The organism is Candidatus Bathyarchaeota archaeon, assembly GCA_026014725.1.
Classification (GTDB): domain Archaea; phylum Thermoproteota; class Bathyarchaeia; order Bathyarchaeales; family Bathycorpusculaceae; genus Bathycorpusculum.
The window spans coordinates 127,285-139,682 of record JAOZHV010000008.1; the positions used below are offsets into that span (position 1 = coordinate 127,285).

At 44.4% G+C, this 12,398-nt stretch carries 14 protein-coding genes; 4 read left to right on the plus strand and 10 right to left on the minus strand.

Annotation, left to right across the window (positions count from 1 at the left end; all coding sequences use genetic code 11):
- Positions 1-293 precede the first annotated feature (293 nt).
- The 3 genes from NWE95_01370 to NWE95_01380 all read left to right on the plus strand — a co-directional run bounded on the left by NWE95_01370 (position 294) and on the right by NWE95_01380 (position 3,927).
- Positions 294-1,427, plus strand: coding sequence for a pyridoxal-phosphate dependent enzyme (locus tag NWE95_01370; protein MCW4002552.1), 1,134 nt, complete (start codon positions 294-296; stop codon positions 1,425-1,427).
- A gap of 5 nt (positions 1,428-1,432) precedes the next feature.
- Positions 1,433-2,482 carry a DUF1611 domain-containing protein gene (locus NWE95_01375; protein ID MCW4002553.1) on the plus strand — a complete coding sequence of 350 codons (1,050 nt, stop codon included), beginning with the start codon at positions 1,433-1,435 and terminating at the stop codon, positions 2,480-2,482.
- Positions 2,483-2,667: 185 nt separating this feature from the next.
- Positions 2,668-3,927 carry a hypothetical protein gene (locus NWE95_01380; GenBank protein ID MCW4002554.1) on the plus strand — a complete coding sequence of 420 codons (1,260 nt, stop codon included), beginning with the start codon at positions 2,668-2,670 and terminating at the stop codon, positions 3,925-3,927.
- Here NWE95_01380 and NWE95_01385 read toward each other — a convergent pair.
- Together NWE95_01385 and NWE95_01390 are read right to left on the minus strand one after the other, a co-directional pair.
- Entirely contained in the window at positions 3,911-4,426 is a 516-nt protein-coding gene (locus NWE95_01385) for a GNAT family N-acetyltransferase (GenBank protein MCW4002555.1), read from the minus strand. The genes NWE95_01380 and NWE95_01385 overlap by 17 nt on opposite strands.
- A gap of 40 nt (positions 4,427-4,466) precedes the next feature.
- Positions 4,467-5,282, minus strand: a complete 816-nt coding sequence (locus NWE95_01390; GenBank protein ID MCW4002556.1) for a hypothetical protein — start codon at positions 5,280-5,282, stop codon at positions 4,467-4,469.
- A 164-nt stretch (positions 5,283-5,446) separates the two neighbouring features.
- On the opposite strand from NWE95_01390, the gene NWE95_01395 reads away from it, so the two are divergent.
- Positions 5,447-6,412, plus strand: coding sequence for a deoxyhypusine synthase (locus NWE95_01395; protein MCW4002557.1), 966 nt, complete (start codon positions 5,447-5,449; stop codon positions 6,410-6,412).
- Between the two features lies 1 nt (position 6,413).
- Here NWE95_01395 and NWE95_01400 read toward each other — a convergent pair whose 3' ends face one another.
- The 8 genes from NWE95_01400 to NWE95_01435 form a co-directional block, all read right to left on the minus strand.
- On the minus strand, positions 6,414-6,863 hold the full coding sequence (locus NWE95_01400; GenBank protein ID MCW4002558.1) for a putative toxin-antitoxin system toxin component, PIN family: 450 nt from the start codon (positions 6,861-6,863) through the stop codon (positions 6,414-6,416).
- Complete coding sequence (locus tag NWE95_01405) at positions 6,835-7,131, minus strand: AbrB/MazE/SpoVT family DNA-binding domain-containing protein (protein MCW4002559.1); 297 nt, start codon at positions 7,129-7,131, stop codon at positions 6,835-6,837. The genes NWE95_01400 and NWE95_01405 overlap by 29 nt, the downstream gene beginning before the upstream one ends.
- Positions 7,132-7,238: 107 nt before the next feature.
- Positions 7,239-8,309 carry a deoxyhypusine synthase gene (locus NWE95_01410; GenBank protein ID MCW4002560.1) on the minus strand — a complete coding sequence of 357 codons (1,071 nt, stop codon included), beginning with the start codon at positions 8,307-8,309 and terminating at the stop codon, positions 7,239-7,241.
- Between the two features lie 90 nt (positions 8,310-8,399).
- Positions 8,400-9,074 (minus strand): hypothetical protein, encoded by a 675-nt coding sequence (locus tag NWE95_01415; protein MCW4002561.1) that lies wholly within the window; start codon positions 9,072-9,074, stop codon positions 8,400-8,402.
- A 142-nt stretch (positions 9,075-9,216) separates the two neighbouring features.
- A complete protein-coding gene (locus NWE95_01420) occupies positions 9,217-10,266 on the minus strand; it encodes a serine O-acetyltransferase (GenBank protein ID MCW4002562.1) in 1,050 nt (349 codons plus the stop codon).
- Between the two features lie 75 nt (positions 10,267-10,341).
- On the minus strand, positions 10,342-11,283 hold the full coding sequence (gene cysK / locus NWE95_01425; protein ID MCW4002563.1) for a cysteine synthase A: 942 nt from the start codon (positions 11,281-11,283) through the stop codon (positions 10,342-10,344).
- Between the two features lie 93 nt (positions 11,284-11,376).
- Entirely contained in the window at positions 11,377-11,691 is a 315-nt protein-coding gene (locus NWE95_01430) for a helix-turn-helix domain-containing protein (GenBank protein MCW4002564.1), read from the minus strand.
- A gap of 52 nt (positions 11,692-11,743) precedes the next feature.
- Complete coding sequence (locus NWE95_01435) at positions 11,744-12,298, minus strand: CBS domain-containing protein (protein ID MCW4002565.1); 555 nt, start codon at positions 12,296-12,298, stop codon at positions 11,744-11,746.
- Between the last annotated feature and the right edge of the window lie 100 nt (positions 12,299-12,398).

A 12,398-nucleotide genomic window follows, 5' to 3' on the forward strand; every position in this document is an offset into this window, starting at 1 on the left:
GCTAAATAGCGCAAGAATGTCTCAATTAAAACAATCAAGTTTTAGACTGACTTTTGACTTATAGCATATTCGAAGATTTTTCTGTTTATAGTTAATTTTAAATATTACAACAGTGATAATCGCCTTTCGATTATCTGGTGTCATATGGGTGTTGGTCGCGTCAGAGATCGACCGTGAAGAAAATTCGAGTTTAAGAAAGTTCTTAGTTTTAGACCCCTCAATCAAAAATGCATCCGTTAATTCTATGTTTGGACTAAATAGTCAAAGCATGTTACGTTAATGGAAGAAAAATTATGGAAGATCCCGAAGAAATTCCGCATGTCAACCATGAAAACGGCGCAAGCTTGAGGAATCACGGGCCATTCTCGCTTTTGGATGGCGCTACCCCTCAGGTGCCGTCAATAACCCCTGAACTTTATTTTGAAAGCAAGATTGCTCGAGACCACAGCCGCCCCCTTGAAGAGCGGTTGGAAAGTTTTGAGATAATCTTGGATTCGGAAGTTGGCGACACAAGCTTGACGAGGGCAAGAAACATAGAGCGGGAGGTAGGGCTCCGACAGATTTACTTGAAATTTGAAGGCGGCAACCCAACAGGGACTCAGAAAGACCGCATAGCCTTTGCACAAGCGCTCGACGCCTTACGTAGAGGATATGATGAAATAACAGTTGCCTCCTGCGGCAATTATGGTGCCGCAATAGCTTTAGCCGCTTCTTTGGCTGGATTACGTTGCCTAATTTACATCCCCGAAGATTATCATGCCAACCGCATTAAAGAAATCAAGAGCTTAGGCGCTGAATTAATTAAAACTCCAGGCGACTACGAGCAGGCGGTCCTGATTTCTCGTCAAGAGGCAGAAAAGAACGGGTACTATGATGCAAACCCCGGTGGAAGCAACACGAACATTCAATTGAAAGCGTATGGTGAGATAGCTTACGAGATTTATGACGAACTCAGAGATGCCCCAGCGGCAGTTGCTGTTCCTGCCTCTAACGGTTCAACAATAGCGGGCATTTACAGAGGCTTTCTAAGTTTATATAACAGAGGAAAAACCTCTCGCATACCGCGCTTCATTGCTGGTTCCTCGTATGGGATGAATCCTATAATAAACGCTTTTGTCAAAAATATGGCGCATTGCTGTGACTTGAAACCTGAAAAAATCAGAAACACGCAGGTTAACGAGCCCTTAATTAATTGGCGCTCAATCGACGGTGACTACGCATTGGCAGCTATCAGGCAAACTCATGGGTGGGCAGCGTACGCTACTGATAAGAGCATGACGGATTACGCACGCTTAATTAGAGAAAAAGAGGGGCTCAGTGTTCTTCCTGCGTCTACGGCTGGTTTGATTGCGCTTTTAGACAGGCATAAAAAGGAGCCTTATCCAAGCGACCGTTACGTTGTAATTCTAACGGGACGCAAAGCGTGAGCGCAATGCCTAAAGAAAAAGCATTAGTGTACTGTGACAGAGAATATCAAAACGCAAACGGGAAAACAGCCCATGGCCTCGTTCGTTATACAACACGTTATGAAATCGTCGGGATCGTGGATTCTACTGCACCTGAGGGGGACGCAGGAGAATTATTAGATGGCAAAAAAAGAAACATCCCCTTATTCCAAAATTTAGAAGAAGCTATCCAAAAAAGCAACCCTCAAACATTGGTCATCGGCGCGGTTTCTGAAGGCGGCATACTGCCCGAGGGCTATGACAAAGCAATCATTTACGCATTACAACAAGGCTTAAACATAGTTTCAGGTCTTCACCAATTCATCTCTGATGACCCAAAGTTCACTTCCATAGCCGACAAAAATGGTTGCAAAATCACCGATGTCCGCAAACTGTATCGCGATTACAAGCGGTTCTACACGGGAGAAATCAGCAAAGTCGGCTCCACACGAATTGCCACTTTAGGCACAGACTCAGCTATAGGCAAACGCACAACCGCAGTCATGATAGTTAACGAACTTCGGAAACGCAAACGCGCCGCTGACATGATTTTCACTGGCCAAACTGGGTGGATGCAGGGCTGGCCACACGGCATAGTACTCGACGCCATGATAAACGATTTTATCTCTGGCGGAATTGAAGGAGCCATAATTGACGCATGGAACGATGAGAAACCAGAGTTCGTGATTATCGAAGGACAAGGAAGCTTCGTTCACCCATTCTTCCCCGGCGGCTTTGAGATAATGGCTGCTGGGCAAATCCACGGTTTCACATTGCAAGATGCGCCAGGACGCCCCTATCTTGATGGATTTCCAGGTTACCCGATGCCTGACCCCATGCGTGTAGTAAAGATAGCGAAACTTCTTTGCGAGCGCCCGCTCGTAGGCATCAGCATCAATCATGAACGTTTATCTCTGCAGGATGCTGAGAAAGCCAAAAGCAGATACCGCGAAAGATTCAAAGTGCCAGTCGAGGACCCAGTGGTGGACGGCGTGGAGCAAATAGTTGACGCTATAGAGAAACTTCGGGATGGTTAACCCAAACGAACCTTGCATGCCTTAACCTTATCGAAATCAGCGATCCAGAAATCAAGGAAAACACTGCCAGTACACGAATAACTTGCGAAGACTTAGAGGGCAAACAAGCCAGCTTTACACTTCTTGCCAAATATGAAAACCCCCTGACCGCTGAGCACCGAGCGTTTCTGCGACTTGCGGCAGTAATGCCTGTTCTTAACTACGGTCTATTCACTAAAGAAATCAGACTTAAATATTCAGTAAGCCAAGCTGACGCATCATTACTCAAAGACCTTTTAGACATCTTTAGCAAAGACATTTTCATCAACAAACTGATCCGCAGAAAAAACCCCTACATCCTGCCAGAGTTCCGCTTAACAGAGCAAGACGCAACCGAAGAAAACGCCAAACCACTTGCAACAATAAAGCCATCTGCTGCCACAGAAGACACGGTTCTTTGTTCGGGTTTTGATGAGAACTCTTGCGGTATTCTTTCCAGCGGTGGCAAAGAGAGCCTGCTAACTTATGCGATGTTAAAGGAAATCGGCGCCAAAGTTTACCCTTTATACGTTAATGAAAGCGGAGGGCACTGGCGCACGGCACTGCCAGCGTATCGGCATCATTTAGCTGTTGAACCCAACACGGGGCGTGTGTGGCTTAACGTGGACAGGTTCTACACTTTCATGCTTGACCACCTACGGATAATTAGACCTGACCACAGACGCGTCTGGCTGGACACTTACCCGATTAGACTGTGCATATTTCCAGTTTACTTATTCTACCTGTTGCCCATATTTGCTTCTAAAAAAATCGGCAACCTCCTCATTGGAAGCGAGTTTGATGACCCCCGCCTTTCGCCCTTCTACAAAGGCATAAAACACTACTACGGCGTTTACGACCAAACACAGGACTTTGATTTGCGAATGGAGCAATGGTACAAAAAGCGGATGCCCGGCATACGCCAATGGAGCGCCGTCCGCCCCATCTCAGGCTTAATCGTTGAAAGAATCCTAACCAAACGGTATCCCAAACTTGCTAGGTTTCAGCGTTCCTGTCACAGTTGCCGCTTCCAAGGAAAAGACATCGTGCCTTGTGGTGACTGTAGCAAATGTTTAGGCATCCAATTGTTCCTTTTAGCCAACAACGTAAACCCCGTCGTAATGGGCTACAGCAAAAAAGACATTGTGCTTTTCCCAGAACGGCTTGCCAAAGGCGGTTTGAGGCTAGACGAGGATGAACGGGAACACGCTGCATTCTTAGCGAGCAAATATGACTCAGCAGTGCAGGGCAAAGAACACAATCACGTGGAAACCATCCACATCCACAAAGAAACAGGCGACTTGCAACTTGTGCCCAAACGCTACAGGACAGCCCTGCTCAACATTATAAAGCAGTACACAAAGGGTTTTACTAAATTGGAAAATGTCGTTTGGGTTCCAGCAAGTGAGCCTAATTTAGAGCTTTAACCATGCGGATTGCATGACGCGTGCCACAATGTTCAAACTTGTAATAGTTAATCAACCGCTCTTTAGCAGTATAGCCTGCTTTTTGGTAAAGCTTTATTGCAGCTTCGTTTCGCTCTGACACTTCCAGTTGCGATATTTTCATTCCTCTTTTCTTCATGTCTGCTTCAGCGGCAACCAAGAGGCTCATTCCTATGCCTTGTTTCTGAAATTGCGGGTCCACATCAATTGTTTCAATGTTCGCAATACAGCTTCCTTTGCGGTACAATACTATAATAAAACCCAAGATGTCTCCTTCCTCTGTCATCACTAGGCAAGTGCTGTTTGCTTCTAGTGCAAGATACGCAAGTCGACGCTTAGCATAGGCACGTGGGCCTTCAAAACACTTTTTTTCTATCGCGGAAATTTGGTCAATGTCGTTTGGTGTTGCCTTTCGGATATGGCGGGAGAGACTTTTGTCTTGAGGATTCATGCAGTCAGCCAAGGTTTTGTTGTGCGGCAATTCTGAAAAACCTTTTGTGCAATTGAACCTTTTTCAATGCTTAACGGACAAGCAAATACGTGATGATGGCACTCGCAATGGCAATTACGGTTCCAATTATAATCTCTTCGGTAGATTTAGAAATGTGCTCTTTTGCTTTTTCCCAGAACGTTTTGTTAAACCCTGTGTCTTTGTCAACGTCAACCCTAAAGAACTTCTTTAAGTCGTAGGCTGCTGAATTTTTTGTTTCAATATCGCCTAGGCAATCACGCGAACAGATTTTCTCGATAGCGCACAGAAAAGCATCCCCTAAGGCAGTTTCTATTTTTGTTTTACATTCATCACAGATGTAGCCGAGCGAGGTGTCGATTTTGTTATCTTTCTTGTCATAGGCGTCATCTAGGATGCAACCTCTCGCTGGAGGATGTTCGGTTATTGAACTGTCTTTTACCTGAGCACTTGCCATTTTTACTAAGGTACCTGCAACAGATTGCAAAATATACTCAAAAACTGATGGCGGCGCATAGTTCTTTTCCCACCCCTTTGTTGTTATTATTGCCTTGTTGCCCTCTACCGTCCAGAAATAATCTTCCGTATCAATCGTTACTGAAGTAATCCCGATGTAGTAATCAGCATTGTATGGGGATTTTTGTTGTGTTTCTTCAATCATTTTGGCAAAGCCGTCGAAAAGGTAGTCTCTGGCGCACATGTCTTGGTGTTTTATGTACCTTGTTCTGTCTACTGCCAATCGCATATTGTCAGGGAACTCGAATTCAAAGTAATCTTGCATTAAATTAAGCCTCAAAATTATGAACTTACAGGCGTACTCGTCTAGCTCCAGTTTTGAAAGCAAAAAGACTGCAACTTTTTTCCTCATCGATACCCCTTTATTTCTGCATTAGGGCTCAAATAGCATTTAACCCTTTTCCAGACGTTCGTTGTGATAATCGATTAAGCTTAAGCGATGCCTGATTGTCACTCAATTTTTCGACACATATTTATCTTGATGCTTCTTTACCTTTGCACGGAGCTAAGAACGTTATGTCTAAAGAAGCACATAAAGTGCCAGTGAAAGATTACGCATTAACAGAAAAAATGACTGTAAACGAGCTTGTTTTGCAAATGGATAAAGCTTGGGGTTTCACGGCAGGCAAGCTTGCCGTAGGCGTCAACATCATGGAAGCCATGATTAACACACGGGGCTGCGTGAAATTTCTCTCGTTCCCCGCGGATATCTGCGCCACAGGCACCCGAGGCGTAATTAAAGAACTCGTTAAACGCAAACTTGTGGACGTTATAATCACAACGTGTGGTACACTTGACCATGATGTAGCCCGTTGCTGGAGAGATTACTACAGGGGTAGCTTTGTCATGAATGATTCTAAACTGCACCGAGAGGGCGTAAACCGCTTAGGCAACGTTCTGGTCCCAAATGACAGCTACGGCACAATCTTGGAGCAAAAAATCCAAGCCATGTTAGCTGACCTCTACAAGGAGGGCAAACGGGAACTGTCGACAAGCGAGCTCTCACGCGAAATTGGTCTGCGTTGCTGCAATGAGAGTTCACTCCTTTACTGGGCAGCAAAAAACAACATCCCAGTTTACATTCCAGGAATAACTGATGGCGCAGTAGGCTACCAACTGTGGTTCTTTAGCCAAGACCACAAGGACTTTAGAATTAACCTGCTCAAAGACGAAGGAGAACTCAACAACATCGTGTTTGATGCAAAAAAAAGCGGAGCCCTCATCGTTGGCGGAGGAATCAGCAAGCACCATACGATTTGGTGGAATCAATTCAAGGATGGCTTAGACTATGTTGTTTACATAAGCACAGCTGATGAGTGGGACGGTAGCCTCAGCGGAGCACGACCAAGAGAAGCGGTTTCTTGGGGAAAAATCAGCGAGAAAGCCAAACGCATAATGATTGAAGGCGACGCAACAATGATTATGCCAATAATGACAAGCGCACTAATACAAAGATTAGGCAAAAAGAAGGCAACTTCTTAAGTCAACCTTTTTTAGGTTTTTTTGCAATTACGCTTGTAAATTCGTTTACGGATAATACTTGAATATTGTTGTGCTTGGCTATTTTGAGAAGATGCTTATCGCCGCTTACTACATAACTTGCTTTACCGCACAGAGCAGTGTTTAACACAACATCATCGTCTGGGTCTTCAAGCACTATTTTAGAACCAGTGTTAATTGCTACAATTGTGGCTTGGCGAACTAATATTGAAAGGTACTTTTTAATTTGATCGGCTGATACATTAAATTTGTCTCTAGAAAGGACATCAGCCAACTCAGCAAGCATCTGAGTGGATAATATCACTTTATGACTTTCCAAAAGATTTTGGACAAGATTTCTCGATTTTCCATTGTTCAAAAAAGCTGATACCAACACGTTAGTGTCGATAACGACTCGAACCATTTTATGCGCCTGTTTTGGTTCGCTTCTCAAGCCTGTAAGCCTGAATCTCTTTTAGGATTTCTTTTTCAGAGACTTTTTTGCCGCCAGTTTGCTTGTCAACTTCGTTAAAAAGGTCTTTCAACTCTCCCTTCAAAGGGGGAACCTTGAGTTTTGTTGCGACAATTTTGTCTCCTTGCCTGTAAATTATGAGCTTTGTTTTAGATGATATTTTCAACTCGTTTCTGAGACGTTGTGGGATTACTATTTGACCTTTTGTCCCGACGATTGCAATTTCAGGTTCAGTCTCTACTTGACCCATTTTTATTCAAAGTATAATTTTCATACTGGCAAATAAGTTTTTCTAAAGTTATTCTGTAACGACAAGTACATCGCTTTAGAGATAAATAAAAGAAAAAGTAAAGGCGATTATTGGACGCCTTTGAATAGCCAGCTCATATCTGGTCCTTTTCGCTTCTCTGGCATACGTTCACTTAGTGCGTGAGCTATGAGTGGCAGTGCGATTGTGGCGTCGCAGTAGCAGACCGCGCGTTTGCCGCTTTCGCTGTTGATTTTGCCCCAGCTAATCGCCTCTTCGAGCGTGCAACCAGATAAGCCCCCCCATTGGGGTGAGTCGGTGGTTATTTGTATGGCGTATTTGTGGGGGTAGTAGTATTCTTGTAGGCTCTTGCGTAAGCCACCCTTTCTGCCCTCCACGCCTTTGTCCTCGGTCATTGGTGAGACTGAAATGGCGATGAGTTGAGTCAGGTCTTTGGGGACGCCTCCGCCAATGTAGACTACGCCAACATCTTTGGTTTTGGTTCCTATGCTGACGAACTGGTCGAATTCTTTTACGCTGTCAAGCACTACGGTGTGTCCTTGATTTTTCGCCATCAGAAATGTTTCGCCATATGCGCTGTCAACCATTGCTGGACTGAAGATTGGTACACCATTGGCTGCGGCAACTGCGGAGATTGCTGGAATGTTTCTTTTGCCTAAGAATTTACCGAGCAGGTACAGGAACTCGGCTGAAGTGTAGTTGTAGTTAGTTTTTAGAGTCATGACGAATTCAGTTACGAGTTCTTCCATTTTGCGGTAATCGGTTTCTTTCCCGAAAACGTCATAGTACCTGTTTACATCTGCTTCCAGCAAGGCTTGGTCATCTACAAGGTGGCTTCCCTGCCAGTAGCCAAAGCCCATGGCGTCCACTATATCTTCTGAAACGTTCGCTCCCGTGGAAACCAGCACGTCGATAAAACGGTTTTCCATAAGCCAATTAATAATCGTCCACTGCCCTGCCGTGCTCATTGAGCCTGCAAAGCCCATGGCAATGGTTAAGTCTTTTTCTTTGAGCATATTCTCCCAAACGTCAACTGCTTCGCCAAGTTTTCTGCCTTGGTAGGCTGTTCTGCTCATTTCTTTTAGAAGCTGTGAGATAGGTTTCTGTTTTGCGACTTTGATTGGTTCAAGTTTCTTTTGAAAGTATGAGTCGTTATTCATTAATGGCACCTCGTTGTATGTTAATAGGCTTGTATATGAAATTTGTTATTGCTAATAAAATAGAAGATATTTTAGGATAGGCATAGAGGGTTAGTCGGTGATTTTTAGCCATACTCTTTTTTTAACAAAAATAAAAGAAGTAAGGCTTGTGATAAATAAAGTGCCAATTAATATGAAATTAGCCAGCGTAACCCACTGCGGATTATAATACATACCAATCGTGATAGCGACAAAAATATAGAAAGACACCGCTCCACAGACGAGTTGAATCAAAGAAATGAATCGACCAGCTTGCAAAACCTTAGCCTTCAACCAATTCAAGGCTGATTCTACGCTTGTGTGTACGTCAGGCAAATCGTCTAAAAGCAAGGTGAAACCGCCCAGAACGAAGAATCTGCCAACGTTAACGGCAACGCTTGTGTTATCCACAAAAAACAAAGTAAGCAAAGACACTGGAGTAAAGAATACAACATAGAACGCGGCGCAAACCAGAACCAGCAAGCCATACAGATAATGGTGAAACAGAAATCTGCCCGTATGCAATGCACGTCCGATTCCTGCACTTGGAAAAATATTAATGGCGGCGGCCGCGATTGCAACCCAAAATAGGGCACCACTGACCAGAAACGGAGAGAACGGTTGCCAATCATGATAATACCAGTAGTAACCTGCGAGGATTCCAATCGTGCAACCAATTGTTAAAAGTGCATTGAAGACTAAAGAAACGCTGAATATTTTCTTGGCAAGAACCCGAAAGCTTACCATGGTGCCCCATTCTTTGTTTTTTAAGTTTCAAGCGTTAAGTGCTTAAAAAATCTACCTCAAATAACAGTAGAAATTACTTCCCGCTTTTTATAGGGGGATAGGGTCTGTTGCAGAGCAACAAACTTCTTTTTTGCGTTTGCAATTATGCGGTGTGGTTTTCTTTTTTGTATTTTAGCTCTGGTGCCGCTAAGGTGATTTTTGTTCCCGAAGCAACAGGGCTAGTTATCCAAACGTTGCCGCCGATGACCACGTTATCGCCTATAACGGCGTCTGGTCCAAGCAGTGTTGCACCTGAATAGATGACGACGTTGTTGCCGATTGTCGGGTGGCGCTTGCGTCCTTTGATGATGTTGCCTTTCTCGTCTTTTGGAAAACTAAGAGCCCCCAAAGTTACGCCTTGGTAAAGTTTGACGTTGTCGCCGATTTCAGCGGTTTCGCCTATAACAACACCCGTACCGTGGTCGATGAAGAAGCTTTTGCCGATTTTTGCGCCTGGGTGAATGTCAATGCCTGTTTGTGAATGCATGTACTCGGTCATTATGCGGGGAATCAGCGGAACACCCCTTAGGTAAAGCTCATGTGCTATCCTATACGTGGCAATTGCTAAAACACATGGGTAACTCAAGATGACTTCTTCTGTGCTTACGGCTGCAGGGTCACCGCTGTAAGCTGCCTTAATGTCTTCACTTAGCATCAAACGTATCTCAGGCAATTTCTCAAGTAACTCTTTAGCCACAACGTTGGCTCGCTTTTGGCACACATCCTGCGGGCACTCGGTGATTTTTCGGCAGATGTATTTGAGGCTCTTCTCAATCTCGCCTGTCAACCTTGCATATACGGATGTCAGTGTGGTGCCTAAACGAAATTTAACGTTAGCTTTTGTGATTTCTGAATCGCCCAAATACCCTGGAAACAGAATCGTGAAAAGGTCCTTTAAAACTTCGATAACAACTTTTTTGGATGGAAGATCTCGTCCTTCAAGGTGGTCCATGCCGCCGAGTTCTCGATAACTGTTCATTACGTCGTCGACTAGGTTAGGTAAGCCTTTTTCCACCCAATCCTCATCCACATGGTCGTGGTTACGCATAAGAGCGTCAAGCATGCGGTCTGGACTCCAGCAATCAACATGCAAGTTTTTATCTTTGCATTCTTGGCATTCTTTAGGTCGAGGCTGGTCTGGTTTTTTGGACATTTCTTTTTCCCTTCCCCTCATTATGAGTGGATGGTAAATATAAGAAAAGCGTCTTTTAGCTGGGCGATTACATGTTTAGTTTATGCTCGGTGTTGGCTCTTGAAACAACGGCGTGCTCAAGTAGCGCTCTCCTGTGTCAGGAAGAACAACCACGATAAGTTTACCTTTGTTTTCTAGACGTTTGGCTACTTCTAGAGCGGCATACGTTGCTGCCCCTGCTGAAATACCGACAAGTAAGCCTTCTTTTTGCGCCAGCTGTCTTGCGGTTTTTAGAGCATCATCATCAGTTACCTTGAAAATTTCATCAACCAAGTCAAGCTTGAGTACGTCAGGTTTGAAGCCTGCTCCGATTCCTTGGATTTTGTGTGGTCCTTTCTGGCCGCCGCTGAGTACAGGTGACGCTGCAGGTTCCACTGCCACAGTTTTGAAAGTGGGTTTTAGTGGTTTTATGTATTCTGCTACGCCTGTTATGGTGCCGCCTGTGCCCACGCCTGCAACGAGGATGTCAACTTTTCCGTCTGTGTCTTCCCAAATTTCAGGTCCCGTGGTTTCCCTGTGGATTTTAGGATTGGCCAAGTTTTTGAATTGTTGGGGCATGAAGCTGTTAGGTGTACTGGCGAGGAGTTCTTCGGCTTTTTTGATGGCGCCTCCCATGCCGTCTGGGCCTGGCGTGAGGACGAGTTGTGCGCCGTAGGCTTTGAGTAGGTTGCGGCGTTCGATGCTCATTGTTTCAGGCATTGTCAGGATGAGTTTGTAGCCTTTGACGGCTATTACCATGGCTAAGCCGATGCCTGTGTTGCCGCTTGTCGGCTCGATTATGGTTGCGCCTGGCTTGAGCAAGCCTTGCTTTTCGGCTTCCACTATCATGCTGTAGCATATGCGGTCTTTGACACTTCCACCGGGGTTTCTGGATTCCAGTTTGCCAACTACGGTGGCATCTATGCCTTGGGTTAGTTTGTTTAATCGTATTAGGGGGGTTTTACCTATTGTATCTAATACGTTATTGTTTATTCGCATTTTTTCACTCTTCTTATTATAACGTTGTTATAATTTATTCCTTTAAAACCTTTACGGTGCCTAGACAAGAAACCTTTGAAAGCATGCGCTTGTTTATTTACAACAAAGGGATGAACAAAGCTTACAAAAATCAATTGTGACTTCCTCAGGGCTAATTTCTTTGTTAGCTAAGCGTTTTGCAGTTTCACTTGCCATCGCCTGAATCTTGGGCACAATGTCGTCAAATTGTTCCATGCCCCTGTTTGCTCTTTTTGAATTTACGTATTGACTTATAGCCGCTTGTGTTGTGCCAAGCCTTTGTGCTGCCTCAACTTGGGTGAGGTTATACGTGTTGATGAGTTCTTTGGCAAGCATGGACCTGAATAGGGGAACCACGTATTTTCCTATGGCTTCGCATCTAGGATTCATTTCGATTCAAAGAGTATAACACGCTTATAGTTATAAAATGGTTTTCCCAAGCCTAAAGCATTCTAAGCAAGTCAGCCTTAGTAATAATGCCCATGACGTTGCCTTTTCTGGAGATAAGCACCGCTGAATACACCTGCAAAAGACTAGATATCAAAGTTAAAGGTGCATCCTCAGCGACCTGCGGAAACGCTTCCTCCATAATATCGCCTACTGGTATGGCTGAAATCTGAGCTAAATCTTTGCCCTCTAAAATCTGGCGTAAGATTGCTTTTTCAGATATGCTGCCGACTGGTTGTTTATCGTCAAAAACTGGAAGCTGAGAGTACCCGTGGCTCTTCATTAGTTCAACGGCTTTAGCGATGGGCTCGTAACGTTGGACACTAACCACTTCGGTTTGAAACATTTTTCCCGCTTCCAACTTGGTTTTAGCTTCTAAACGGTCGAGGACTTCGAAGATTGTTTTCACTTTACTGTAGGATGAGTCAATTTTGCCTGCCTCAAGTTTAGCGATTAAGGATTGGCTTACCCTTGCCATTTTTGCAAGTTCAGCTTGTTTTAGACCCAATCGCCGTCTTTTTTGGGCTATTTCTGTAAGAGCTGGAAGCATGAATTGTATAGGTTTGTTTGGTTAATTATTCTTTTTGGAATAAAAACGGCAAAAACACCTATAACACCGTTATCTTACCCTGTTGTCAACAACAGAAAAC

Bases quoted from the DNA above. Each gene is read 5' to 3' on its own strand.
- NWE95_01405 (MCW4002559.1), bottom strand. From the start codon at position 7,131: ATGGGTCAAGTAGAGACTGAACCTGAAATTGCAATCGTCGGGACAAAA.
- NWE95_01395 (MCW4002557.1), top strand. From the start codon at position 5,447: ATGTCTAAAGAAGCACATAAAGTGCCAGTGAAAGATTACGCATTAACA.
- NWE95_01430 (MCW4002564.1), bottom strand. From the start codon at position 11,691: ATGAATCCTAGATGCGAAGCCATAGGAAAATACGTGGTTCCCCTATTC.
- NWE95_01375 (MCW4002553.1), top strand. From the start codon at position 1,433: ATGCCTAAAGAAAAAGCATTAGTGTACTGTGACAGAGAATATCAAAAC.
- NWE95_01380 (MCW4002554.1), top strand. From the start codon at position 2,668: ATGCCTGTTCTTAACTACGGTCTATTCACTAAAGAAATCAGACTTAAA.
- NWE95_01420 (MCW4002562.1), bottom strand. From the start codon at position 10,266: ATGTCCAAAAAACCAGACCAGCCTCGACCTAAAGAATGCCAAGAATGC.
- cysK (MCW4002563.1), bottom strand. From the start codon at position 11,283: ATGCGAATAAACAATAACGTATTAGATACAATAGGTAAAACCCCCCTA.
- NWE95_01435 (MCW4002565.1), bottom strand. From the start codon at position 12,298: ATGCTTCCAGCTCTTACAGAAATAGCCCAAAAAAGACGGCGATTGGGT.
- NWE95_01410 (MCW4002560.1), bottom strand. From the start codon at position 8,309: ATGAATAACGACTCATACTTTCAAAAGAAACTTGAACCAATCAAAGTC.
- NWE95_01370 (MCW4002552.1), top strand. From the start codon at position 294: ATGGAAGATCCCGAAGAAATTCCGCATGTCAACCATGAAAACGGCGCA.
- NWE95_01415 (MCW4002561.1), bottom strand. From the start codon at position 9,074: ATGGTAAGCTTTCGGGTTCTTGCCAAGAAAATATTCAGCGTTTCTTTA.
- NWE95_01390 (MCW4002556.1), bottom strand. From the start codon at position 5,282: ATGAGGAAAAAAGTTGCAGTCTTTTTGCTTTCAAAACTGGAGCTAGAC.